The following is a 25,010-nucleotide window of genomic DNA, read 5'->3' as shown; positions in this document are numbered from 1 at the left end:
GCCGGAGTCGATGCCGGCGTGGCACCTCTGGGCGCACTGTCTCGACAAGGAGAGCATGGTGACCACTAGCCCGGTCCGCAGCGACACCCCCACCACGCCGCCACCCCCCAGGCGCCGCTCCGTCCTGGAACGCACCGCCGGATTCGCCCAACGCCACCGCTGGACCGCCCTCTTACTGTGGGTCGCCGTCCTGCTCGCGGTCTGGACCGGCGCCTCCGCCCTCGGCGACGCCTACCGCGACGACTTCTCGCTGCCCGGCACCGAGACCCAGCAGGCGCTGCAGACCATGCAGAAGCACGGTTCCGCCCAGGCCGGCGACAGCCTCGAGATCGTGCTGCACGACCGGCACGGACTGAACGGCCCCGGCACCCGCGGCGCCGTCACCGAGATGCTGGCCGAGGTCGCCCACCTGCCCCAGGTCGCCCAGGTGCGCAGCCCCTACCAGGACCGCCAGGCCGTCTCCAAGGACGGCACCATCGGCTACGCCACCGTCGTCCTGCGGGGCAAGTCCGAGGACATGGCCAAGGCGGACACGCAGCGCATCTACGACACCGCCCGCACCGCCCGCGCGGACGGCCTGGACGTCCAGCTCGGCGGCGACGCCGCGCGCAAGCTCGGCGAGGCGCAGGGCGGGGCGGCCGAGGGCATCGGCATGCTCGCCGCGCTGGTGATCCTCGGCCTGATGTTCGGCACCGTCATCGCCGCCGGACTGCCCGTCATCACCGCCGTGTTCGCGGTCAGCAGCACCCTCGGCGTGATCATCCTGCTCTCGCACGTCTTCACCATCGCCAGCTACACGCCGTACATCATGATGCTGGTCGGACTCGGCGTGGGCATCGACTACGCCCTGCTGATCTTCGCCCGCTACCGGGCCGAGCTGGTGCGCGGCGCGTCCCCCGAGGACGCCGGCCGCCGCGCCCTCGACCTCGCCGGCCGCACGGTGTTCTTCGCCGGCTGCACGGTCATCGTCGCCCTGCTCGGACTGGTCGCCCTCGGCCTCGGCTCGCTCCAGGGCACCGCGGTCGCCGTGGCGCTCACCGTGCTGGTCACCATGATCGCCTCCCTGACGCTGCTGCCCGCGCTGCTCGCCCTGTTCGGCAAGCGGTTCGCCCGCCAGTTCACCGCCAAGGCCGCCCGCCGCACCGCCAAGGGCCGCCCGGTCGAGGGCGGGGCCCGCTGGCGCGCCTGGGCGGGCCTGGTGCAGCGCCGCCCGCTCGTCTCCCTGGTGCTGGCCGTGGCCGCGCTCGGTGCGCTCGCCGCCCCCGCGCTCGACCTGCGGCTCGGCTTCGCCGACGCGGGCAACGACCCCGCGAAGACCACCAGCCGCAAGGCCTACGACCTGCTCGCCGACGGCTTCGGCCCCGGCTTCAACGGCCCCCTCGTCGTGGTCGCCGAAGGCGCCGGCCGGGCCGGCACCGCCCTCACCCAGCGGCTGAACGGCACCCCCGGCATCGCCGCCGCCACCGCGCCGATCCCGGCCCGGGACAACAAGGCGTTCACCGTCATCGCCTTCCCGACCACCTCACCCCAGGACGCCCGCACCACCGAGCTGGTGCACACCCTGCGCGACGGCGTACTGCCCGAACTCGGCCGGCAGACCGGCGCCCACTACCTCGTGGGCGGCTCCACCACCGCCGTCATCGACTACGCCGACACCGTCTCTCGCCGCATGCCCCTGTTCATCGCCATCGTGGTCGGCCTGTCGCTGCTGATCCTGGTCATGGTGTTCCGCTCGGTGCTGGTGCCGCTGAAGGCGGCGCTGCTCAACCTGCTCAGCATCGGGGCCGCGCTGGGCGCCATGACGCTGGTCTTCCAGAAGGGCATGTTCGGCCTGGAACCCGGACCGATCGAGGCCTACCTGCCCATCATGATCTTCGCGATCGTCTTCGGGCTCTCCATGGACTACGAGATCTTCCTGGTCTCCCGCATCCGCGAGGAGTGGACCCGCACCAAGGACGCCTCCCTGGCGATCCGCGAGGGCCTCGCGCACACCGGCTCGGTCGTCCTCGCCGCGGGCGCCATCATGGTCGCGGTCTTCGGCGCCTTCATCCTCGGCGGCGACCGCATGCTCCAGCAGTTCGGCTTCGGCATGGCGGTGGCCGTCTTCGTCGACGCGGTCGTCATCCGCTGCCTGATCGTGCCGGCCGCGCTCCAGCTCATGGGCCGCCGCGCCTGGTGGCTCCCGTCCGGCCTGGACCGGGCGCTGCCCAAGCTCGACCTGGAGCACCACGGCCGACCCTGACGCGCACGGCCACGCGCCGTCGCCCCCGCACCGCGGAGCCCGGACCCCACCTGACGGGGAGTCCGGGCTCCGTCGCGTCGTGACGTCGCCGCAGGCACGGCTTCGCGCGAAGGGCGAGCGGGCCCCGAGCGAACTCCGAGGACGGGGCGGTTTGCTGAGGGCGTGAAGGGAACGGCCCCGGGCGTGAGGGACCCGCGGGCCGGCCCGCCGGACCGCAGGCCCGGCGTCGCGGCCGTCACCCACGCCGCCTGACGCCCCGCGGTCCGGCCGCCTCCCTTCCGCCCGCGGCGCCCGGCACTCCCCCGGCCGGGCGCCGCGCGAGTCCCGGAGGCACGGCGCCGCGAGGAGTCCTCGAGCGGTCGTCGAAGCGCGGCGAGCACGGTCGGGCCCACGACAGCCCGACCCCCGTACGGAGGACCCATGGCCGCCCCGCCCCGACCTCGCGACGCAGTGACCGACCTCGCCTCAGCCGTCACGACCTCCGCCACCGAGGTTCCGCGCCGTCCCCGCTGGTTCGTCACCCTCTTCGCCACCGACGTCTGGGAGCGCTTCAGCTTCTACGGGATGTCCGCGATCCTCGTCCTCTACCTCACCGAGGACACCGCGCGCGGCGGCCTCGGCATGTCCGCCGGCGACGCTGCGCTGCTGTACGGGATCTACATGGCCGCCGTGTTCCTGGCCTCCGTGCCCGGCGGCTGGCTCGGCGACCGGGTGCTCGGCGCGCGGCGGGCCGTCCTGTACGGCGGTGTCCTCATCGCGCTCGGCCACCTCGCCATGGCGGTGCCCGTCACCGGCCTGCTCTACCCGGGTCTGCTGCTGATCGCCTGCGGCACCGGCCTGCTCAAGCCCAACATGGCGGGCCTGCTGAGCGAGTTCTACGACCGCGAGGACCGCACGGGCCGCGACGCGGGCTTCGCGGTCTTCTACATGAGCGTCCAGGTGAGCGCCCTCATCGCCCCGGTGGCCGTGGGCGCGCTCGGCGAGGGCGTGAACTGGCACCTCGGCTTCGGGGCCGCCGCGCTCGGCATGGGCGCCGGCCTGCTCCAGTACGTCCGCGGCCTGCGGCACCTCGGTGACGCGGGGCGCGCCCCGCAGCGCCCGGCCTCGCCCGGCGAACGCGCCCGCGTCCTGCGGATCGCGCTGGCCGCCACCGCGGCGGCCGTCCTCGGCTACGGCACGGACGCGGCGCTCGGCTCCTTCCGCATCGCCCATCTCATGGCCCTGGTAGGCCTGTTGTGCGTGGTGTCGCCGGTGCTGTGCTTCTGGCGGCTGCTGCGCGACCGGCGGCTGACCGCCGGCGAACGCGTCCGGGTCCGCGCCTACGTCTGGCTGTTCCTCGCCTCGGCCGTCTTCTGGGCGCTGTTCCTCCAGGGCGGCTCGGCCTTCGCGCTGTTCGCCCGGCACGCCACCGACCGCGAGGTGTTCGGCCGTACGGTGCCCGCCAGCTGGTTCCAGGCGGCGGTGCCGCTGTTCGTGCTGGTGCTCGCGCCGCTGCTGGCCCGCTGGTGGACCCGCGCCGGCGACCGGATGCCGACCGCGGTCAAGTACGCGGCCGGCATGGGCGCCACGGCCGCGGCCTACGCCGTCATGGCGTGCGCGGCGGCCCGGGCGTCGGACGGGGCGCGGGTGTCGCCGCTGTGGCTGGTGCTCGCCTTCCTGCTGCTGGCCGTGGGCGAGGTGTCGTTCGCGCCGGTCGGGATGAGCGCGGCCACCGCGATCGCCCCGCCCGGCTTCGTGAACCGCACGGTCGCCCTGTTCTGGCTCTCCGGCGCACTCGGCGGCGGCGTCGGCGGCAACGCCCTCAAGCTCTCCGGCGATCGGGTCCCGGGTCCGGCCTACTTCCTGGGCCTGGCCGCGGTCGCGCTGGTGACGGCCGTGACCCTTCACCTGACCCGCCGGCCCCTGACCGACCGCCTGACCGTCTGACCCGGGACCCGCCCCTCACGCCCTCACGTCACGACAGGGGGCGGGTCAGCAGCAGGACCGTTCTCAGCGTCACCGCGGCGGACAGGACCAGCAGGTGGTAGCCGAGGAGGGCGTAGAGGCCCGGGCCCGCCGCGGTGGCCGGGCCGCCCTCGGTGCCGAGCAGCTGCACGCCCAGGACGCCGAAGAAGACGCCGAGGACGGCCAGCAGCACCCGGCCCAGCAGGTCGGCCACCACCCGCCGGTCGCGTGCGTCGGCGAACAGCCGTACGTTGACGCCCAGCCGGCCCTCCTCCAGCGCCCCGGTGATCCGGTTCAGGCGCCGGGGCAGATTGCGCAGCACCGGCATCAGCGCGAGCAGCTCGTCACGGGCCGAGTCCCGCAGGGTCGTGGGCTGCAGCTGCCGCGCGAACCGGCTCACCGCGTACGCGCGGGAGGCGGCCAGCACGTCGAAGCCCGGCGCCATCCGCCCGAGCGTCCCCTCCAGCGTGGCCAGCGCCCGGAACACCGCCGCCATCTCGGGCGGGACGGCCAGCCGGAAGTCGGCCACCAGCCGGAACAGGTCGGTGAACATCCGCACGTCGGGAGTTGCCCCCCGCCCCAGATGCCGGCCGCTGAACCGCCCGAGCGCCCGCTGGAGCCGCTGCTCGTCCACCTCCTCGGGGCGCTCGGTCACCTCCAGCAGCGCGTCCCGCAGCGCGGCCGGGTCCCCGTTGTCCACCGCGACGAACAGCCCCGCCATGGCCGAGCGCAGCCCCGCGTCCAGCCGCCCCACGGAACCGAAGTCGAGCAGCGCCGGCCGCCCGCACGGCAGCACCAGGATGTTGCCGGGGTGCGGATCGGCGTGGAAGACCCCGTCGTAGACGATCTGGTCGAGGAACGCGGTCAGCAGCGTCCCCGCGAGCCGCTCGCCCTCCTCCGGGCCGCCGACCCGCGCCCGGCCGAGCGGCACGCCGTCGATCCGGCCGAGCACCAGCACCCGCTCCCCGCTCAACTCCTCGTGCAGATCCGGGAGTACGACACCGGTGTCGCCGCGCGCCTCGGCGGCCCGCCGCACCGCCGTGAGGTTGCGCGCCTCGACGCGGAAGTCCAGCTCCTCCAGCAGCGCCTGCTCGAACCCCTCGGCCAGCACCGTCAGACCCAGGCCGCGCCCCCACTCGGTGCGCCGCTCCAGGGTGCGGGCCAGCCGCGCCACGATGTCCAGGTCCCGCACCACCGCCCGGCGGATGCCCGGCCGCCGGACCTTCACCACCACCCGTGTGCCGTCCCGCAGTTCGGCCGCGTGCACCTGGGCGACGGACGCGGCGGCGAGCGGCTCGCGCTCGAACCGCGCGAACACCTTCTCCGGCGGCGCGCCCAGGCTCTCCACCAGTACGGCCTCCACCTGAGCCCAGTCGGCGGGCGGCACCCGGTCCTGGAGCCGGCCGAGCCGGGCGACGTAGGGCTCGGGCAGCAGGTCGCGCCGGGTGGACAGCAGCTGGCCGAGCTTCACGAACGTGGTGCCGCCATCCCGCAGCGCGTCGTGCAGCTCACCGGCCAGTTGCTCGTGGCGGACCGCGCCACCGCGGTGGCGGCCGCGCAGATACGGTCCGAGGCCGTGCCGCCCGAGCAGGGCCACGATCTCGGAGTAGCGCCGGGCCCGCGCCAGCCTGGCCCGCACCGCGCGCGCCCGGGCCACCGGCCCCGGCGCGCCCTGCGGCAGCAGCAGGTCGAGGACCACCAGGCACACCATCGCGGTCAGCAGCCCGGTGCCCAGCATCAGCGGGAACAGCGTGGCCCGCCGCGCCGGTTCGCGCATCTGCGGCCCGAGCGCCGCGCCGGACACGGAGATTCCCACCAGCGACGCCACGGCGACGCGCACCACCCCGGCGCGCACCCCGAGCAGCCGCCGCCCCAGCAGAGCCGGAAGCACCAGCACGACGAACCCACCGACCACCCCGAGCAGCCACATACCGGGCAGGTTAATGAACGGCCGTATCCAACAAGGGAGTTGAACTCGAGCCCGGCTCGAGCCGGGCCGGTGTCACGCCGGCTCCGGCCCGCCCGGACGGCCTCAGTCCCGCGCGGGGCCCGATTTCAGTCCCGCTCCGCACAGCGGCACCACCGCCGATCTGCCGCCGAGGGCGCCCTCGCGGACCGCCGCCCAGCAGACCACGCCCGTCGACTCGACGTAGAGGCCGCGGGAGGCGAGGTCCAGCTGGGCGTGGCGGATCCGGTCCTCGGTCACGGTCAGGAAGGTGCCGCCCGACTCCCGGACCGCGCGCAGGATCTGACGGGCCCTCGGCGGCCGGGGGATGGCGATGCCCTCGGCGTGGGTGGGTGCCAGGGTGGTGGTGCCGGTGAGGTCGTCCGCGCCCTCGGCGAAGGCGTGGGCGAGCGGGGCGACGGCCGCGGCCTGCACCGCCCACAGCCGAGGACGCCGGTCCAGCAGCCCGGCCCCGTACAGCTCGGCCACCGCCAGCGCCGCGCCCAGCAGCAGCGTGCCGTTGCCGACAGGCAGCACGAGCACCTCCGGGAGCCGGCCGCCGAGGTCCTCCCACAGCTCGTGGACGTAGGTCTTCGTGCCGTGCAGGAAGTACGGGTTGTAGACGTGCGAGGCGTAGAACGTGTCCGGTTCGTCCGCCGCGCGCCGTGCCGCCGCGGCGGCCGCCTCGCGGTCGCCGTCGACCACCTCCAGGCGCGCGCCGTGCGCCTCCATCTGCTCCAGCTTCTTCACGGAGGTGCCCAGCGGCACGTACACCGTGCAGGGCAGCCGGGCGCGGGCGCAGTACGCGGCGACGGCCGTGCCCGCGTTGCCGCTGCTGTCCGCGACGACCCGGCGGGGCCCGGCGCGCAGGGCCAGTTCGGCGAGCATGACCGCGCCGCGGTCCTTGAAGGACAGGGTGGGCATCAGGAAGTCCAGCTTGCCCTGCACCTCGTCCGTCAGCTCCACGAGCGGGGTGCGGCCCTCGCCGAGCGACACCCGGGGCGCGGACAGGGGCAGCGTCTCCGCGTACCGCCACAGGGAGTTCACCCGTCCGGTGAGGGACTTCAGCGGTGCCGGGGTGGGCGCGAAGTCGAGGTCGAGGGGTCCGTGGCAGGACGGACAGCACCAGGCGAGCGAGTCACCGGGGATACGGATGCCGTCGACGGGGCAGTAACGGTCCGGCAGTGGTGTCATGCCCGCAGGTTACGGGCCGGTGCCGGGCGTTCCCGGGTACGGCGTCGGGCGTGCCCCGGGCGGCCGTCACGGGACGCGAGGCTTTGGGGTCGGGCGCGGTACGGCGGTGGGCGCCGGTTCCGGGCCGGTGCGGTGAGGCACCCGCGCGGGAGGGGTGACGAGCGCGGTCGCTTTGCGCAAAGCACCTGGTTAAGCGTCCCGGCGGCGGATGTCATCACATCGAGTGATTCTCTGGCCTTCGCTTGCAAGTACAACCCTGGGTTGCCACGCTGTTGCTGTCTGTACAACCTGATGGGAGTGGCCAGTGACTTTCGGTGAGCAGCCGGCGTATCTGCGCGTCGCGGGTGATCTCCGCAAGAAGATCGTCGACGGGCTGCTGCCACCGCACACCCGCCTGCCCTCCCAGGCCAGGATCCGCGAGGAGTACGGCGTCTCGGACACCGTCGCGCTGGAGGCGCGCAAGGTGCTGATGGCCGAGGGGCTGGTCGAGGGCCGCTCAGGATCGGGGACGTATGTGCGCGAGCGCCCCGTGCCGCGCCGGGTCGCCCGCTCCGGCTTCCGTCCGGCGGGCGGGGCCACGCCGTTCCGCCAGGAGCAGGCCGACGGCGAGGCGCGTGGCACCTGGGAGTCGGGCAGTGGGCAGACCGAGGCGAGCGGGGCGATCGCCGAGCGGCTGGGCATCAAGCCCGGGGACCGCGTGATGTGCACGAAGTACGTGTTCCGGGAGGCGGGGGAGGCGATGATGCTGTCCACCTCCTGGGAGCCGCTCGCCGTGACCGGCCGTACGCCCGTGATGCTGCCCGAGGAGGGGCCGCTCGGCGGCATGGGCGTGGTCGAGCGCATGCGCGCCATCGACGTCATCGTCGACAACGTCACCGAGGAGGTCGGCGCCCGCCCCGGCCTCGCCGAGGAACTCCTCGCCCTCGGCGGCGTCCCCGGCCACGTGGTCCTGGTCGTCCAGCGCACCTTCTACGCCTCCGGCCGCCCGGTGGAAACAGCAGACGTAGTAATCCCGGCCGACCGCTACCGAGTCTCCTACCACCTTCCGGTCAAGTAACCCCGGCTCCGCCGGAACCTGGCGCCCCCCTCCCGGGTCCGGCGCCCCGGCGCCCACCCGGTCCAGTACCCCCGGCGCGCGCCCTTGGGCTGCTCCCGCGCTGCGTCCCCGGGGGAAAACGGCGGGGATCTCCCGAGCGGGGAGTCTCGTCCCCCGGCGTCCAATTCCGGCCGTTTCCGCAGGTTGTACCGGCGGCGGCCGTAGGCTGCCGATTCGGCGCATCCAGGCCCACAGAGGGCGCGTTCGGTTTCGTGCGCCCCCTCCGTGCTGGCCGGTTGCCTACCTCTTTGTGAGAATCCGTATTCGCTGCGTGAAGGTTAGGCGTACGCTCGGGCATATGCGGACTGCGGTTTCCTCAGTGGACGGGGCCCGGCCGGGGGAGGGAAGGAGTCGTGGGGCGGGATGAACGACGGCACGATCACTCTTCCCTGGCTCGTCGTCCGGCAGGACGACAACGGCAACCGCTACCGCGTGGGCCGGTACGCGACCCGCGCCGAAGCACAGAAGATCGCGGACAGCCTCGACAGCCGCGGCCACAAGCAGCTCTACTGGGTCGAGCGCCTCGGGCAGAACGGCAACGGCGCCCCGGCCGCCGACTGACCCTTCCCGTAGGCTCCCGCGCATGACCGAACGGACCGTGGTGGTGGGTGCCGCCCTGCTCGACGCCGGCCGCCTGCTCGCCGCGCGTCGCAGCGCGCCACCGGAATTGGCCGGACGCTGGGAACTCCCCGGCGGCAAGGTGGAGCCCGGCGAACTCCCCGAGGCCGCCCTCGTCCGCGAGTTGCGCGAGGAGCTCGGCGTGGACGCCGAACCCGTGGAGCGCGTCCCCGGCGCCTGGCCGCTGAGGGCGCCGTACGAACTCCACGTGTGGACCGCCCGTCTGCGCCCCGGCTCCGCCGCCCCCGAACCCCTCGAGGACCACGACGCGCTGCGCTGGCTCACCCCGGACGAGATCTGGGACGTCCCCTGGCTGGACCAGGACGTCCCTGCCGTACGCGAGACCCTCGCCCACCTCGGCGCCGGCTCCCGCGCTCCCCGCACCCCCCGATAGACGCGCACGGACGCCCCGACAGCCGCGCACCCCAGCGTGAACCCCGCGCGCACCCCCGCGCTCAAGACCCTCCGTGCGCCCGCGCCCGAGCCCTTCGCGGGGTGCCCGGAGGCATCGGTTGCGCGAGACTGGCGCTTCCCGCGCCGTTCGTGCCACAGTGCGCCGTCACGGGCGGTACTGGCTCCGGCAGGGCGGTACTCGCCCCCGGATATCGGGTATGTGCCCATTAACCCCATGAAACCGGACATGGGTGGGCTCACTGGCCTGGGAAGTGATCGGCGTGATCGACACCGAAGGCGACCGCGCCGAGTGGACCTTCCCCGCGGACCCGGGCGCCGTGCGCACCGCCCGGGCCGCCGTCCGCGCCCAGTTGCGCGCCTGGGACATCGACAGCGTCGGCGACACCGCCGCCCTCCTGGTGAGCGAACTCGTCACCAACTCCCTGCGACACGCCACCGGTCCCATCGGCGTCCGCCTGGTCCGTCCCGCCGGACTGCCCGACGTCCTGCTCGTCGAGGTCTCCGACCCGCTCCCGGACCCGCCCCGCGAACGCCCCGCCCGCCCCGACGACGAGAGCGGCCGCGGGCTGCAACTGCTCGCCTCCACCTCCCGCCGCTGGGGCACCCGCCCCGGCGCGTCCGGCAAGACGGTCTGGTTCGAACTCGCCGTCCCCGGATGACCGGGCCCTCGCCCCTACCACCGCCGACCGACCGGAACCGACCGCTGAACCGTTGTCCCCGGGCGGGATTCGACGGGGTGTTGCCTGGTTAGAAGACTGGTTGTGTTGTCGCAGGCCGGACCGAAAAGCATCGGGATGGTCCTGTGATCGTGAACACCGTGTTGCGCGGCGCCGTAGTGCTGGATACTGCGGGCAGCCGCCCCCGGTGACCGGTGCCGGACGCGGTGAGCTGGAGGGGACGGTTCGCGTGAGCGAGATACCAGCGAAGTCCACGGAGTCCGAGGACCCGTCGGAGGGCGCGAGGGCCAAGTCCGCGAGCGGCGACGGAGCCGACGTGGCGCCGCCCGCGGACGCGATGTGGCAGAGCAGCCCGCCCGGCTCGATGTACGACTACATCAAGGTCGCCTCCTTCTCCATCGGCCCCGACGGACATGTCGACCAATGGAGCCTGCGCGCCGAGCAGCTCTTCGGCATCCCCGCCGAACGCGCCGTCGGCATGGACCCGATAGAGGCCTTCGTCGACGCCGATCTGCGCGAGCGCGGACAGCGCAAGATGGCCGAGATCCTCGACGGCCGCGAGTGGACGGGCGTAGTGCCCTTCCGCGCGCCGGACGACGAGGAGGGCCGGCGCGGCGAGGAGGGCCTGGCCGAGGTCTACGTGATGCCGACCCGGACGGCGGAGGGCGACAAGGCCGCCGTCTGTACGGTCGTCGACGTACGCACCCTGCGCCGCATCGAGACCGACCTCGCCGCCTCGCAGGCGATTTTCGGACAATCTCCCTTCGGCTTCCTGCTCATCGACACCGACCTGAGGGTTCGCCGCGCCAACGAGCGCTTCGCATCCATCTTCGGCGGCACCCCCGACGACCACCGCGGCAAGGGCGTCCACGACTACCTGCCCCGCGCGGAGGCCGAGCGGGTCGCGGCGACCCTGCGCCGGGTCCTGGAGAACGGCGAGTCCATCACGGACATGCACGTCACGGGCTTCGTGCCCGGCTCCGACGAGCGCCGCCACTGGTCCATCAACCTCTACCGCGTACAGAGCGGAAGCGGCCGCCCGATCGGCATCGCCTGGCTCGGCACCGACATCACCGCCCGCCGCGCCGCCGCCCGCGAGGCCGCCGCCGCGCGGCGCAATCTCGCTCTTCTCAACGACGCCGGCGCCCGCATCGGCAACTCCCTCGACCTGGAGACCACCGCCCGCGAACTCCTCGACGTCGTCGTACCCGGCTTCTGCGACCTCGCCACGGTCGACCTCTACCAGGGCCTCCTCGCCGGCGACGAGACCCCGCCCGGCTTCGCCGACGGCAGCGCCCAGCTGCGCCGGGTCGCCTTCGCCAGCGCCGTCTCCGACGCGCCCTTCGGAGGCACCGGCACCCCCGTCGAGGTCGGCGCCGTCCACCACTACCCCTTCAACTCGCCCTGCGCGGACGCCCTGCGCACCGCCCGCCCGCAGACCGTGTCCGGCGAGGACGGCGGCCTGGTGCAGTCCACGCTGGCCGTCCCGATGGTCGCCCACGACACCGTCGTAGGACTCGCGCAGTTCGCCCGGACCAAGGGCAGCGAGCCGTTCGGCGACCGCGACCGGGGCCTCGCGGTCGAACTCGCCGCGCGTGCCGCCGTCTGCATCGACAACGCCCGCCTGTACCGCCGCGAGCACGAACGCGCGCTGATACTGCAGCGGTCCCTGCTCCCGCCCGGCGACCCGGAGGCCTCCGGCCTCGACATCGCCTGCCGCTACCTGCCCGGCAACGCGGCCACCGGCCGGCCCAGCGAGGTCGGCGGCGACTGGTTCGACGTCATCGAACTCCCCGGCCACCGCACCGCGCTGGTCGTCGGTGACGTGATGGGCCGCGGCCTGCGCGCCGCCGTCGCCATGGGCGAACTCCGCACCGCCGTACGCACCCTGGCCCTGCTCGACCTGGAGCCCGCCGAAGTCCTCTCCCAGCTGGACGAGATCGCCCGCGGCCTCGGTGCGCCCGGCGGCGTCCAGCAGGCCACCCGCGCCGCCCGCCGCCCCCGCGAGGCCGACCTGTCCGAGGTGTACCTGGCGACCTGCGTCTACGCTGTCTACGACTCCGTCACCCGCCGCTGCACCTTCGCCAACGCCGGCCACCTCCCGCCCGTCCTCGTCGAACCCGGCGAGCCGGCCCTGATGCTCGACGTGCCGCCCGGCATGCCGCTGGGCGTCGGCGGCGAGCCCTTCGAGGAGGTGGAGGTCGAACTCCCCGAGGGCGCCCTCCTCGCCCTCTACACCGACGGCCTGGTCGAGTCCCGCGACCATCCCCTGGACGAGGGCCTGCAGGCCTTCGTGGGCGCCCTCACCGACCCCGGCCGGCCCCTGGAGGACGTCTGCGACCACGTCCTCAACACCCTCGGCAGCCACCACGGCGAGGACGACATCGCGCTGCTCATGGCCCGCGTCCAGGGCCTGCCCGCCGACTCCGTGGGCGACTGGACCCTGCCGCGCGAGCCGCGCAGCGTCGGCCGCGCCCGCGAGTACGCCCGCTCGCAGCTGCTCGCCTGGGACATGGAGCCCCTGGTCGACACCACCGAACTACTCGTCAGCGAACTGGTCACCAACGCCCTGCGCTACGGCGAGGGCGAGATAAGACTCCGCCTCCTGCTCGACCGCACCCTGGTGTGCGAGGTGTGGGACTCCGGCCTCGTCCAGCCCCGCCGCCGGCGCGCCCGCGACACCGACGAGGGCGGCCGCGGCCTCCAGCTCGTCGGGCTCCTCAGCGCCGCCTGGGGCTCCCGCCGCACGCCCCGCGGCAAGACGGTCTGGTTCGAACTCCCGCTCCCCGGCGGGGAGAACGGCCTCACCGATCCGGCGGAGGCGCTGCTGAGCCTGTTCTGACGCAACCGCGCCGCCGCCGTTGATCGTCGTACCCCGAAGCGACGCGGCGCGGGAGGGGACGGACGTGGACTCGGAAGCACAACCGCAGACGGACGCGGACACGGAAACGCACGCGGACGCGGAAACGCGGACGGAGGCGGACGCGGAAGCGCGGACGGAAACGCAGGAACAGCCGGCCACCACCCCGGCCACCGCCCCCTCCCGCCGCAGCCGGCGCCTCCGGCTGGTCCGGCGCGTCGCGCTCGCCCTGGTGCTCGTCCTCGTCCTGCCCCTCCTGGCCGCCGAGACCGCCCTCCGGGTCAACTTCACGGGCGACCCGGCCGACGGCACGCACACAAGGAACCAGGACGCGATCTGGCTGGGCCACGCCTGGGTGGACGGCCGGAAGAAGGACGCCGACGCCCAGGCCCTCGCCCGCCGGCTCGACGGCACCGGCATCCGCGACCTCTACGTCCACGCCGGCCCGCTGGAGCACGACGGCACCCTCCCCGAGTCGGCCTACTCCCACGCCCGTTGGCTCGTGGAGTCGGTGCACCGCGCCCTGCCCGGCGTCCGCGTGCAGGCCTGGCTCGGCGACAAGCTGGCCACCGAGAGCCCCGACGGCCTGCGGCTGGAGCGTGCGCGCACCCGGGCCAACGTGGTGACCTCCACCCGCGCCGTCCTGGCCGCCGGTTTCGACGGCGCCCACTTCGACCTGGAGCCGCTGCACTCGGGCGACACCGACTACCTGGACCTCCTGGACGACCTGCACGCCCTCACCCGCGCGCACCACGTCCCGCTGTCCGTCGCCGCGCACCAGATCGACCCGCTCCCCGCCTTCCACACCCTGTGGGGCACCCTCACCAACCACCCCAAGTGGTGGTCGCAGGCCTACTTCGGGCAGGTGGCCCGCCGGGTGGACCAGATCGCCGTGATGTCGTACGACACCATGCAGCCGCTGCAGAGCCTGTACGGCGGCTACGTCGCCCAGCAGACCTCCCTCGCCCTGGAGGTCACCCCGCCCACCACCCACCTGCTGATGGGCCTGCCCTTCTTCCACGAGAACCGCTTCGGCCACTGGGCGCACGCGGAGACCGTCCCGGCCGCGGTCCGCGGGGTCCGCCTCGGCCTGTCCCGCACGGACCGCGACCGCGCCCGCTTCGGCGTCGCCCTCTACGTGGACTTCGCCGCCACCGGGGCCGACTGGACCGCGTACCGGGAAGGCTGGGTCCGCCCGTCATGAGCCCGGCCCAATCCGAGCGAGAGGACCCTACGCCTGCCGTCTCCTGATCTTCGAGCCCAGCCATACCAGCGGGTCGTACTTGCGGTCGACCGCCCGTTCCTTCAGCGGGATCAGCGCGTTGTCCGTGATCCTGATGCCCTCGGGGCAGACCTCCGTGCAGCACTTGGTGATGTTGCAGTAGCCGAGGCCGTGTTCGTCCTGGGCCGCGCTCTTGCGGTCCAGGCCCGACTCCTCGGCCGCGTCCAGCGGGTGCATGTCCAGCTCCGCGACCCGCATCAGGAAGCGCGGCCCGGCGTACGCCCGCTTGTTGTCCTCGTGGTCGCGCACGACGTGGCACACGTCCTGGCACAGGAAGCACTCGATGCACTTGCGGAACTCCTGCGGGCGGTCCACGTCCTCCTGGAACATCCGGTACTCGCCGGGGCCGAGACCGGCCGGCGGTACGAAGGCCGGGACCTCCCGCGCCTTGGCGTAGTTGAAGCCGACGTCCGTCACCAGGTCCCGGACGACCGGGAAGGTGCGCAGCGGGGTCACGGTGACCGTCTCCTCGGGGGCGAACACCGACATGCGGGTCATGCACATCAGCCGCGGCCGCCCGTTGATCTCCGCCGAGCACGAACCGCATTTGCCCGCCTTGCAGTTCCAGCGCACGGCGAGGTCGGGCGCCTGGGTGGCCTGGATGCGGTGGATGATGTCGAGCACCACCTCGCCGTCGTTGACCTCGACCTCGAAGTCCTTGAGGCCGCCGCCGTCCGCGTCGCCCCGCCACACCTTGAAGCGGGCCTCGTAGCTGCTCACTCGTACAGCTCCTCTTCGGCGAGGTACTTGACCAGCTCCTCCTTCTCGAAGAGGGCGAGCAGGTCCGGGCGGATGGGTTCGGTGGTCTCACGGGTGAGGGTGATCTGGCCGCGGACCGGGTCGGTGGCCGCCAGACCGCCGGTGGGGTCGCTGAGCCGGCACAGCAGGCCGACCGGGCGCCACTGGCGCTCCATCGAGGGGCAGTCCTCGCGGGTGTGCCCGCCGCGCGACTCGGTGCGCTCCAGCGCGGCCCGTGCCACGCACTCGCTGACCAGCAGCATGTTCCGCAGGTCGAGCGCGAGGTGCCAGCCCGGGTTGAACTGCCGGTGCCCCTCCACGCCCGCCCGGCGGGCCCGCACCCGCAGCTCGGCGAGCTTCCTGAGCGCCTGTGCCATCTCGCCCTCGCGGCGGATGATGCCCACCAGGTCGTTCATGGTCTGCTGCAGCTCCTGGTGGAGGGTGTACGGGTTCTCGGGCGGGCCGCCCGTCTCCTGTTCGGCCCCGGACTCCTCGGCCGAGAAGGGCCGCAGCGCCTCCGCCGCCGCCGTGTCCACCTGGGTGTCGTCCACGGGCGGCCGGGAGTAGGCCAGGCCCTGCGCGTACTCGGCCGCGTGCCAGCCCGCCCGGCGGCCGAACACCAGCAGGTCGGACAGCGAGTTGCCGCCCAGCCGGTTGGAGCCGTGCATGCCGCCGGCCACCTCGCCGGCCGCGAACAGCCCCGGCACCCCGCGCGCCGCCGCCGTGTCGGAGTCGACCGCGACACCGCCCATCACGTAGTGGCAAGTGGGCCCGACCTCCATCGGCTCGGCCGTGATGTCCACGTCCGCCAGTTCCTTGAACTGGTGGTACATGGACGGCAGCCGGCGCCGGATGACCTCGGCCGGCATGCGCGTGGACACGTCGAGGAAGACCCCGCCGTGCGGCGAGCCGCGGCCCGCCTTCACCTCGGCGTTGATCGCGCGGGCCACCTCGTCGCGGGGGAGCAGTTCGGGGGGACGCCGGTTGTTGTCCGGGTCCTCGTACCAGCGGTCCGCCTCCTCCTCCGACTCGGCGTACTTCTCCTTGAAGACGTCGGGGACGTAGTCGAACATGAACCGCTTGCCCTCGGAGTTGCGCAGCACTCCGCCGTCGCCGCGCACCGACTCGGTGACGAGGATGCCCTTCACCGACGGCGGCCAGACCATGCCGGTCGGGTGGAACTGCACGAACTCCATGTTCACCAGCGGCGCCCCGGCCAGCAGGGCGAGCGCGTGGCCGTCGCCGGTGTACTCCCAGGAGTTGGATGTCACCTTGAACGACTTGCCGATGCCGCCGGTGGCGATCACGACCGCCGGGGCCTGGAGCACGAAGAAGCGGCCGGACTCCCGCTCGTAGGCGAAGACCCCGCTCACCCGCTCGCCGTCCTTGAGGACCCGGGTGACCGTGCACTCCTGGAACACCTTCAGCCGGGACTCGTAGTCCCCGGTCTCGCGGTGGTCCTCCTGCTGCAGCGAGACGATCTTCTGCTGCAGGGTGCGGATCAGCTCCAGGCCGGTGCGGTCGCCGACGTGGGCCAGGCGCGGGTACTCGTGCCCGCCGAAGTTGCGCTGCGAGATCCGGCCGTCCTTGGTCCGGTCGAACAGCGCGCCCCAGGTCTCCAGCTCCCACACCCGCTGCGGCGCCTCCTGCGCGTGCAGCTCGGCCATCCGCCACTGGTTCAGGAACTTGCCGCCGCGCATGGTGTCGCGGAAGTGGACCTGCCAGTTGTCGTGCTCGTTGGCGTTGCCCATGGCGGCCGCGATGCCGCCCTCCGCCATCACGGTGTGCGCCTTGCCGAACAGCGACTTGCAGATCACCGCCGTGCGCGCCCCGCGCTCGCGCGCCTCGATGGCGGCCCGCAGTCCGGCGCCCCCGGCACCGACCACGACGACGTCCCACTCCTGCCGGTCGACCACGGACATCAGTTCAGTTCCTCACTGGGATCTCTAGAAGAAGCGCGGATCGTCGAAGACGCCGGAGGCGACCAGGTAGACGTAGAAGTCGGCGAGCGCCACGCTCGCCAGCGACAGCCAGGCCAGCAGCATGTGGTGGGCGTTGAGCCGGCCCACGAACCGCCAGGCCCGGTAGCGCAAGGGGTGTTTGGAGAAGTGCTTGAGCTGCCCGCCGACGATGTGCCGGCAGGAGTGGCAGGAGATCGTGTACGTCCAGATCAGCGCGATGTTGACCAGGAAGACCAGGGTGCCCAGGCCCATGTGGCCCCACCGGTAGTGCTGGTCGCGGAAGGACAGCACCGTGTCGTAGGTCAGCACGCCGGCGACCAGGATCGCCGCGTAGAAGAAGTACCGGTGGACGTTCTGCAGGATCAGCGGGAAGCGGGTCTCGCCGGTGTACTTCTTGTGCGGCTCGGCCACCGCGCAGGCCGGGGGCGAGGCCCAGAAGCCCCGGTAGTAGGCCTTGCGGTAGTAATAGCAGGTCAGGCGGAAGCCCAGCGGGAAGATCAGGATGATGATCGCCGGGGAGATCGCCCACCAGCTGCCGAACAGATCGGCGTTGGGGCCCGCGTGCATGGTCCGGCAGTTCTGGGCCAGGCACGGCGAGTAGAACGGCGAGACGTAGGGGGCCGCGTAGTAGTCCGCGTTCGCGAAGGCCCGCCATGTCGAGTACACGACGAAGGCGAACAGGCCGGCCGCGGTGGCGGCGGGCGCCAGCCACCAGCGGTCGGTCCGCAGGTGCGGTGCGGCGATGGCGGCGCGCGCCGGTGAGTGGACGCCGCCGCCGCGCGGATGGGGTTGGGTGTCGGGAGGTTCCGTACCAGTGGCCAACTCAAGGACTCCGGTCGGGTCGGGTCAGGGGGCGTGGCGGTCGCGGGCGCCGAGACCCTCGTCGTCCGAGTCCGTCCACAGGGTGATGTCGTAGGGGGCGTCGGAGATGGTGACGAGCGAGGGCCGCGGAGCGGTGGCAGGGCCCTCGGAGGCCGCGCGCAGCAGGGCGACGCTCTCGCGCAGGTGATCGGCGTCGGTGCGCACGCGGCGCACCTCCAGCCCACCGCCGAGCTGCTGCTCCAGCCGGCCCACCGACCGCATCAGGTCGTCGACGGCGCGCTGTACCGACGTCAGGTCGTCGTGCACGGACATGACGTGACCTCACTTCCGCGGGCCGGGCCCTGTCGGCGGGACCTGCCCTGGACGGCATCGTTCATGCGCCTGCGAGTGTTGCGCGTCACACCTGTCGGTGGGAAGGCGTGTGCAGCGATTGGCGGATTGCACACCCCACTCACGCGCCCGCACGCGCTCTGTCTGCGCCGGGGGCGTGCGTTGCGCCGGACGGGTGACCTTGCGGGCCCGTGCCGCCGTGTCGTCCCCGGACGGCGAACCCTTTCCTCTTCAGTGGGCCGTGGATCGGCGTAGATCTGATCAGCACCAAAATACCGCCAAATGTGAACAAACCCCACCCGTGTCCACCGGCGGGAGCGGCTCCACGGAGGTAGCACAGATGTCGTACGACGGTGTCGGGCCGCGCGCGGTCATGCGCTCGGTCGCCTTCCTGACCGCGGGCGCGCTCGCGGTGCCCCTCCTGGCCGGCTGCGGTTCCGACGACGAGGGCAGCAAGCCCCTGGCCGGGCAGGACATCGCGGCCGCCCCCCGGGACCGGCTCGCCGACGGCGGCACCCTGCGCTGGGCCGTGGACGCCATGCCGCAGACGCTCAACGCCTTCCAGGCGGACGCCGACGCCGGCACCACCCGCGTCGCCCAGGCCGTCCTGCCCGCCATGTTCCGGCCCGACGCGAGCGGCCGCCCGCAGCGCGACGCCGACTACCTCGACTCCGCCCGGGTGGTGGAGACCGAGCCCAAGCAGGTGGTCGTCTACCGGCTGAACCAGCAGGCCGTCTGGAGCGACGGCCGCGAGATCGGCGCCGAGGACTTCGCCGCCCAGTGGCGCGCCCTGTCCGGCAAGGACTCGGCCTACTGGACCGCCCGCAACGCCGGCTACGACCGCATCGAGAAGGTCGAGCGCGGCGCCAACGACCTCGAGGTCCGCGTCACCTTCGCCAAGCCCTACGCCGACTGGCGCTCGCTGTTCTCCCCGCTCTACCCCAAGGACGTCACCGGCACCGCCGACGCCTTCAACGACGGGGCCCGCAAGAAGCTCAAGGTCAGCGCGGGTCCCTTCGCCGTGCAGAAGATCGACACCAAGGACAAGGACGTCGTGCTCACCCGCAACCCGCGCTGGTGGGGCCACACCGCCAAGCTGTCCGAGATCGTGCTGCACGAGGTGCCCCGCGACAAGCGGGCCGCCGCCCTCGCCGACGGCACCGTGGACGTCGCCGACGTCGACCCCTCCGAGGCAGACCGCATCACGCAGGTCGCCGGCGCCCAGGGCAGCCTCCCCTTCCAGGGCCCGGCCGGCGGCCGCACCGCCGCCAAGGCGCTGCGCTCCTGGGCCGTGCTGCACGGCTCCGACGAGAAGGCCGCCCGCCACGAGCGGCGCGCCCTGAAGAAGCAGCGCAAGTCGCTCGCGAAGTACCTCGCGCAGCAGGAGGCCCTGCGCGACTTCGAGGTCCGCAAGTCCCTGGAGCCCGCCTACACGCAGCTCGCCCTCAACGGCGCCGACGGCCCCCTCGCCGACGAGCGGGTCCGGCACGCCGTGGCCCACGCACTGAACCGCAAGGAACTCGCCCAGGTCGTCCTCCAGCCGCTCGGCCTGCCCGCCGTCCCGGTCGGCAGCCACCTCGCGCTGTCCGGCCAGGACGCCTACGCCGACAGCAGCGACGCCCTCGGCGGCCAGGACACCGCCCAGGCCCGCGCCCTGCTCGCCGACGCCGGCTGGGTGCCCGGCCCGGTCAAGGAGCAGAAGAAGGGCGAGAAGGCTGCCGGCGCCGAGGGCCGCTCGGCCGGCGGCTCGCCCGACCCCTCGCAGAGCGACGACGGCACCTACATCGTCGGCGTCAACGACCACGTCGAGGACAACAAGGGCCACGACGACCAGCAGAAGAACCGGCAGGAGCCGGGCCACCGGGGGAGCGAGGACGGCCACACCGGCGACGGCGGCGCCCGGCAGCTCGCCCAGGACGGCCGCCCCTACGCCCAGGAGCACCTCAAGCAGGGCGGCGCCCCCGGCGCGTACGCCCCGAAGGGCACCGCGGCCCCGGCCGGCGCCGGCGCCAAGGCCGGACCGCTGGCCAAGGACGGCAAGCCGCTCTCCCTGCGGTTCGTGCTGCCCTCCGGACCCGGCTCGGACACCCTGCGCAAGGTCGCCGACCGCATCACGGCCATGCTCGACAAGGTCGGCATCGCCACCGAGATCACCAAGGTCTCCGACGAGAGCTACTTCCGCGACCACATCGCCTCCGGCCAGTACGACCTCGCCCTCTACTCCTGGCCGTCCTCCGCCTTCCCGGCCACCGACGCCCGCCCGATCTACGCCAAGCCCGTCCCCGGCGCCGACGGCTCCCTGAACGTCCAGCAGAACTACACCCGGGTCGGCACCGACCAGGTCGACCAGCTCCTCGACCAGGCCATCGCCACCCTGGACCAGGGCGAGGAGCGGGACCTGATCCGCAAGGCCGACGCGCGCATCTGGGCCACGGCCGGCTCCATCCCCCTCTACCAGCGCCCCCAGCTGACCGCCGTCCGCAAGAACCTCGCCAACATCGGCTCCTTCGGTTTCCGGACCCCCGTGTACGAGGACATGGGCTACCTGAAGAAGGGCATGAAGGCGTCGAGCGGCCCGTCCTCGTAGTCCCGTCGGCCGCCCAGGCACCCGTCAAGCAGGCCTGACCTGCGGTGACACAGCCCCGCAAGCCCCATGGGCGGCGCACCCGTACCATGGGGTGAGGCCGTGGCGTGTCCAGCCCGGCAGGGCCGCGCGACACAGACGTCCGCGCGCGCCGTCCTCACACTCCGGGAGTACGCCTTCATATGGCCACGCGCCACGACATCCGCAACGTCGCCATCGTCGCCCACGTCGACCACGGCAAGACGACCATCGTCGACGGAATGCTGAAGCAGGCCGGTGCCTTCGCCGCCCACCAGCTCGACTCGGTCGACGACCGCATGATGGACTCGAACGACCTGGAGCGTGAGAAGGGCATCACGATCCTCGCCAAGAACACGGCGGTGAAGTACCACCCCAAGGACGGCGGGGACCCGATCACGATCAACATCATCGACACCCCCGGCCACGCCGACTTCGGCGGCGAGGTCGAGCGCGGTCTGTCGATGGTCGACGGAGTCGTGCTGCTCGTGGACGCCTCCGAGGGCCCGCTCCCGCAGACCCGCTTCGTGCTGCGCAAGGCCCTTCAGGCCCGCCTGCCCGTGATCCTGTGCATCAACAAGACGGACCGCCCCGACGCCCGCATCGACGAGGTCGTCAACGAGACCTACGACCTCTTCCTCGACCTGGACGCCGACGAGGAGCAGATCGAGTTCCCGATCGTCTACGCCTGCGGCCGCGACGGCATCGCCTCCCTCACCAAGCCGGACAACGGCACGGTCCCGGCCGACTCCACCAGCCTGGAGCCGTTCTTCTCCACGATCCTGGAGCACATCCCGGCCCCCACCTACGACGAGGAGGCCCCGCTCCAGGCGCACGTGACCAACCTGGACGCGGACAACTTCCTCGGCCGCATCGCGCTGCTGCGCGTCGAGCAGGGCGAGCTGCGCAAGGGCCAGACCGTCGCGTGGATCAAGCGCGACGGCTCCGTGCAGAACGTGCGCATCTCCGAGCTGATGATGACCGAGGCGCTCACCCGCAAGCCCGCCGAGAAGGCCGGCCCCGGTGACATCTGCGCGGTCGCCGGCATCCCGGACATCATGATCGGCGAGACCCTGGCCGACACCGAGAACCCGATCCCGCTGCCGCTGATCACGGTCGACGAGCCGGCGATCTCCATGACCATCGGTACCAACACCTCCCCGCTGGTCGGCCGCGGCGGCACCGGCAAGGGCGCCGACGCGAAGGCGGCCGTCAAGGACCGCAAGGTCACCGCCCGCCAGGTCAAGGACCGCCTCGACCGGGAGCTGATCGGCAACGTCTCGCTGCGCGTCCTCGACACCGACCGCCCCGACGCCTGGGAGGTCCAGGGCCGCGGCGAGCTCGCGCTCGCCATCCTCGTCGAGACCATGCGCCGCGAGGGCTACGAGCTGACCGTGGGCAAGCCGCAGGTGGTCACCAAGGACGTCGACGGCAAGGTCTACGAGCCGGTCGAGCGCATGACCGTCGACGTGCCCGAGGAGCACATGGGCGCCGTGACGCAGCTCATGGGCGTGCGCAAGGGCCGTATGGACAACATGTCCAACCACGGCTCGGGCTGGGTGCGCATGGAGTTCGTGGTGCCCTCCCGCGGCCTGATCGGCTTCCGCACCGAGTTCCTCACCCAGACCCGCGGCACGGGCATCGGCCACTCCATCCACGAGGGCTTCGAGCCCTGGTTCGGCAACCTCCAGACCCGTAACAACGGCTCCCTGGTCGCTGACCGCTCCGGCGCGGTCACCGCCTTCGCGATGACCAACCTCCAGGAGCGCGGCGTGCTCTTCGTGGAGCCGGGCACCGAGGTGTACGAGGGCATGATCGTCGGCGAGAACTCCCGCTCCGACGACATGGACGTCAACATCACCAAGGAGAAGAAGCTCACCAACATGCGGTCCTCGACCGCCGACGTGGCCGAGTCGATCGTCCCGCCGCGCAAGCTCTCCCTGGAGCAGTCCCTGGAGTTCTGCCGCGACGACGAGTGCGTCGAGGTGACCCCGGAGGCGGTCCGCATCCGCAAGGTGAACCTGGACGCCCGCGAGCGCGCCCGCGCCGCCAGCCGCGCCAAGCACGGCTGAGCCACGGGCCGGCCACCGGCCGCGTCAGGCAACCGGGCCGAGGGGCCCGTCCGGCACACCGCCGGACGGGCCCCTCGGCCTTTCGCCCCGTCAGGGCCGTACAGGGTTTTCCCTATAACCGGGTGTCAGGTCCCTCACTCTCACCTGTGAGGCCACGCCGCGTTGTTAAAGTGGCTGGGATTCTGCGGCTTACCGAACCCTTCGCGCCGGTCTGTCCCGCACTCAGGCGTCGAGGCGGCACCGCTAGAGCCACTCCGCCGTTCCACGCAACTGATTTTCCGGGCCCCGTGTCCGCTATGCGGACAGTCGAGCCCGATAGTTGTGTAACAAGTCCGTTTCGCAGGGATCTTTCACCAAACCCTTTGTCCGGATTTTGGAAGAAGTAGGCGTCAGGTGTGATCGAACCGAGACCTTGCAGGTGTGGTTCGGTCCGGTTCGGATGGCAGATAGTTAGGCGCGTAGAGCTCGGGTAAACGGGTCACGCGCTGCTGGTGGCGCCGACTCACGAGCGCGGGGGCACCTGACCATTTCAGGCACCGGTGACGGTGATGTGTCATGTGCCCCTCCATGCGGTGAACCAATGGACTCATGAGGAGGAGCCCCATGCGTGGTGCCAAGAGCGCCAAGTGGGTTGCGATAGCCGCGGTTGTGGCGCTGGGTGCGACGGCCTGTGGCGGTGGCGGTGACAACGGCAGCTCGGGCAGTGGCAAGGGCAACGGCGTCGTCTCGGTCGAGATCGGTGAGCCGCAGAACAGCCTGGTCCCCACCAACACGTACGAGACCGAGGGCGGCCAGGTCATCAACGCCCTCTTCACGGGTCTGACCAAGCTCGACGCCTCCAACAAGGTCGTCAACGCCATGGCTCAGTCGATCGAGACCAAGGACAACAAGGTCTGGACGATCAAGCTGAAGCCGGGCTACACGTTCCACAACGGCGAGAAGGTGACGGCCCAGTCCTTCATCGACGCCTGGAACTACGGCGCCAACCAGGCCAACGCCCAGCAGACCAACCCGCTGTTCAGCCACATCCAGGGCTACAGCGACCTGAACCCGGGCGAGGGCAAGAAGCCGAAGACCGACAAGATGTCCGGTCTGAAGGCGGTCGACGACAACACCCTCCAGGTCACCCTCACGGGTCCGTTCTCGGCCTTCCCGTCGCAGCTGTCCTTCACGGCGTTCGTGCCGCTGCCCAAGGCCTTCTTCAAGGACCCCAAGGGCTTCGGCGAGGCCCCGATCGGCAACGGCCCGTTCAAGATGAGCGGCAAGTTCAAGCACAACGAGTCGATCAGCACCACGAAGTACGACAAGTACCCGGACGCCTCGAAGATCGAGGTCAAGGGCGTCAACTTCAAGATCTACTCGAACGTGGACACGGCCTACAAGGACCTGGTCGCCGGCAACCTCGACAGCCTGCTGACGATCCCGACGTCGGGCCTGCCGACGTACCACAAGGACCTGAACGGCCGCTACATCGACGAGGCCGACTCCGCCGTCGGTTACATCGGCTTCCCGATCAAGTACAACAAGGCCTTCAAGAACGCGGACCTCCGCAAGGCCATCTCCATGGCCATCGACCGGAAGACGATCGCGGACAAGGTCTTCCTCGGCGCCCGTACGCCGGCCGACGACTACATCAGCCCGATCATCGACGGCTACCGCAAGGGCGCCTGCGGCGATGCCTGCACCCTGAACGTCGCCAAGGCCAAGGAGCTCTACAAGAAGAGCGGCGGCCTGCCCGGCAACAAGCTGGAGATCGGCTACAACGCCGACGGCGGTCACAAGGAGTGGGTCGAGGCGGTCGCCAACCAGCTCCAGCAGAACCTGGGCCTGAAGGTGACGGCGAAGCCGTTCGAGCAGTTCCAGACGATCCTCAACGACCTGGACGCCAAGAAGTACCAGGGCGCGTTCCGCATGGCGTGGAGCATGGACTACCCGGACATGGAGGACTACCTCCGCCCGGTCTTCTCCAAGGACGCCATCGCCAACGGCTCGAACTACTCCGGCTACGTCAACGAGGACTTCGAGAAGCTCCTGGTCAAGGGCGACCAGGCCGCGACGCACGAAGAGGCCGTCAAGACGTACCAGCAGGCCGACGACATCCTGCTCAAGGACCTGCCGTACATCCCGGTGTACTTCTACACCCTGAACGCGGGCTACAGCGACAAGATCAAGTCGATGAAGGTCGCCGGTCACCAGATCCTGTGGGACACGGT

General features: G+C 72.0%; 17 protein-coding genes. 11 read left to right on the top strand and 6 right to left on the bottom strand.

Annotated elements, in window-relative coordinates; translation table 11 throughout:
* Positions 1-55: 55 nt before the first annotated feature.
* Both IE249_RS32215 and IE249_RS32210 read left to right on the top strand, forming a co-directional pair.
* Positions 56-2,242 carry an MMPL family transporter gene (locus tag IE249_RS32215; protein WP_189710565.1) on the top strand — a complete coding sequence of 729 codons (2,187 nt, stop codon included), beginning with the start codon at positions 56-58 and terminating at the stop codon, positions 2,240-2,242.
* Positions 2,243-2,662: 420 nt separating this feature from the next.
* Positions 2,663-4,168 carry a peptide MFS transporter gene (locus IE249_RS32210; protein WP_189710563.1) on the top strand — a complete coding sequence of 502 codons (1,506 nt, stop codon included), beginning with the start codon at positions 2,663-2,665 and terminating at the stop codon, positions 4,166-4,168.
* 28 nt (positions 4,169-4,196) lie between these two features.
* Here IE249_RS32210 and IE249_RS32205 read toward each other — a convergent pair whose 3' ends face one another.
* Both IE249_RS32205 and IE249_RS32200 read right to left on the bottom strand, forming a co-directional pair.
* Entirely contained in the window at positions 4,197-6,116 is a 1,920-nt protein-coding gene (locus IE249_RS32205; RefSeq protein ID WP_189710561.1) for an ABC1 kinase family protein, read from the bottom strand.
* Between the two features lie 102 nt (positions 6,117-6,218).
* The gene (locus IE249_RS32200; RefSeq protein WP_189710559.1) at positions 6,219-7,325 is read right to left on the bottom strand and encodes a threonine synthase; all 1,107 of its coding nucleotides are present in this window, start codon (positions 7,323-7,325) and stop codon (positions 6,219-6,221) included.
* 304 nt (positions 7,326-7,629) lie between these two features.
* Here IE249_RS32200 and IE249_RS32195 point away from each other — a divergent pair, with 304 nt between their 5' ends.
* From IE249_RS32195 to IE249_RS32170, 6 genes are all read left to right on the top strand, one after another.
* The gene (locus IE249_RS32195; RefSeq protein ID WP_189710557.1) at positions 7,630-8,382 is read left to right on the top strand and encodes a GntR family transcriptional regulator; all 753 of its coding nucleotides are present in this window, start codon (positions 7,630-7,632) and stop codon (positions 8,380-8,382) included.
* A gap of 402 nt (positions 8,383-8,784) precedes the next feature.
* Positions 8,785-8,982, top strand: a complete 198-nt coding sequence (locus tag IE249_RS32190) for an SPOR domain-containing protein (protein WP_189710555.1) — start codon at positions 8,785-8,787, stop codon at positions 8,980-8,982.
* A gap of 22 nt (positions 8,983-9,004) precedes the next feature.
* Positions 9,005-9,433, top strand: coding sequence for a (deoxy)nucleoside triphosphate pyrophosphohydrolase (locus tag IE249_RS32185; protein WP_189710553.1), 429 nt, complete (start codon positions 9,005-9,007; stop codon positions 9,431-9,433).
* 250 nt (positions 9,434-9,683) lie between these two features.
* Positions 9,684-10,112, top strand: a complete 429-nt coding sequence (locus IE249_RS32180; protein WP_189710551.1) for an ATP-binding protein — start codon at positions 9,684-9,686, stop codon at positions 10,110-10,112.
* A 247-nt stretch (positions 10,113-10,359) separates the two neighbouring features.
* Positions 10,360-12,972 (top strand): SpoIIE family protein phosphatase, encoded by a 2,613-nt coding sequence (locus IE249_RS32175; RefSeq protein ID WP_189710549.1) that lies wholly within the window; start codon positions 10,360-10,362, stop codon positions 12,970-12,972.
* A 64-nt stretch (positions 12,973-13,036) separates the two neighbouring features.
* Positions 13,037-14,194, top strand: a complete 1,158-nt coding sequence (locus IE249_RS32170; protein ID WP_229859727.1) for a hypothetical protein — start codon at positions 13,037-13,039, stop codon at positions 14,192-14,194.
* A gap of 27 nt (positions 14,195-14,221) precedes the next feature.
* Here IE249_RS32170 and IE249_RS32165 read toward each other — a convergent pair whose 3' ends face one another.
* The 4 genes from IE249_RS32165 to IE249_RS32150 are packed head-to-tail and all read right to left on the bottom strand — an operon-like array spanning position 14,222 to position 18,105.
* Positions 14,222-14,992: a succinate dehydrogenase/fumarate reductase iron-sulfur subunit gene (locus tag IE249_RS32165; protein WP_189710546.1), complete on the bottom strand. Its 771-nt coding sequence runs from the start codon at positions 14,990-14,992 to the stop codon at positions 14,222-14,224.
* Complete coding sequence (locus IE249_RS32160; RefSeq protein ID WP_189710544.1) at positions 14,989-16,932, bottom strand: fumarate reductase/succinate dehydrogenase flavoprotein subunit; 1,944 nt, start codon at positions 16,930-16,932, stop codon at positions 14,989-14,991. Before IE249_RS32160 ends, IE249_RS32165 begins: the two co-directional genes overlap by 4 nt.
* A 24-nt stretch (positions 16,933-16,956) precedes the next feature.
* Entirely contained in the window at positions 16,957-17,793 is an 837-nt protein-coding gene (gene sdhC, locus IE249_RS32155; protein ID WP_189710542.1) for a succinate dehydrogenase subunit SdhC, read from the bottom strand.
* Positions 17,794-17,817: 24 nt separating this feature from the next.
* A complete protein-coding gene (locus IE249_RS32150; RefSeq protein ID WP_189710540.1) occupies positions 17,818-18,105 on the bottom strand; it encodes an Rv0250c family protein in 288 nt (95 codons plus the stop codon).
* Positions 18,106-18,463: 358 nt separating this feature from the next.
* On the opposite strand from IE249_RS32150, the gene IE249_RS32145 reads away from it, so the two are divergent.
* The 3 genes from IE249_RS32145 to IE249_RS32135 form a co-directional block, all read left to right on the top strand.
* Positions 18,464-20,710, top strand: a complete 2,247-nt coding sequence (locus IE249_RS32145) for an ABC transporter family substrate-binding protein (protein ID WP_189710538.1) — start codon at positions 18,464-18,466, stop codon at positions 20,708-20,710.
* Positions 20,711-20,889: 179 nt separating this feature from the next.
* Positions 20,890-22,797 (top strand): translational GTPase TypA, encoded by a 1,908-nt coding sequence (typA, locus tag IE249_RS32140; RefSeq protein ID WP_189710536.1) that lies wholly within the window; start codon positions 20,890-20,892, stop codon positions 22,795-22,797.
* 603 nt (positions 22,798-23,400) lie between these two features.
* Positions 23,401-25,010 (top strand): peptide ABC transporter substrate-binding protein (locus IE249_RS32135; protein ID WP_189710601.1); only part of this gene is annotated, 1,610 nt, incomplete at its 3' end.

Origin of the sequence: Streptomyces anandii JCM 4720 (assembly GCF_014650655.1) — a bacterium.
In the GTDB taxonomy this organism is placed as follows: domain Bacteria; phylum Actinomycetota; class Actinomycetes; order Streptomycetales; family Streptomycetaceae; genus Streptomyces; species Streptomyces anandii.
This window is presented reverse-complemented; position numbering and strand designations above follow the sequence as displayed.

What these genes read in the sequence shown, in the direction of transcription:
- IE249_RS32215 (WP_189710565.1), top strand. Translation starts at nt 56, where the DNA reads ATGGTGACCACTAGCCCGGTCCGCAGCGACACCCCCACCACGCCGCCA.
- IE249_RS32210 (WP_189710563.1), top strand. Translation starts at nt 2,663, where the DNA reads ATGGCCGCCCCGCCCCGACCTCGCGACGCAGTGACCGACCTCGCCTCA.
- IE249_RS32205 (WP_189710561.1), bottom strand. Translation starts at nt 6,116, where the DNA reads ATGTGGCTGCTCGGGGTGGTCGGTGGGTTCGTCGTGCTGGTGCTTCCG.
- IE249_RS32200 (WP_189710559.1), bottom strand. Translation starts at nt 7,325, where the DNA reads ATGACACCACTGCCGGACCGTTACTGCCCCGTCGACGGCATCCGTATC.
- IE249_RS32190 (WP_189710555.1), top strand. Translation starts at nt 8,785, where the DNA reads ATGAACGACGGCACGATCACTCTTCCCTGGCTCGTCGTCCGGCAGGAC.
- IE249_RS32185 (WP_189710553.1), top strand. Translation starts at nt 9,005, where the DNA reads ATGACCGAACGGACCGTGGTGGTGGGTGCCGCCCTGCTCGACGCCGGC.
- IE249_RS32160 (WP_189710544.1), bottom strand. Translation starts at nt 16,932, where the DNA reads ATGTCCGTGGTCGACCGGCAGGAGTGGGACGTCGTCGTGGTCGGTGCC.
- IE249_RS32150 (WP_189710540.1), bottom strand. Translation starts at nt 18,105, where the DNA reads ATGTCCGTGCACGACGACCTGACGTCGGTACAGCGCGCCGTCGACGAC.
- IE249_RS32145 (WP_189710538.1), top strand. Translation starts at nt 18,464, where the DNA reads ATGTCGTACGACGGTGTCGGGCCGCGCGCGGTCATGCGCTCGGTCGCC.
- typA (WP_189710536.1), top strand. Translation starts at nt 20,890, where the DNA reads ATGGCCACGCGCCACGACATCCGCAACGTCGCCATCGTCGCCCACGTC.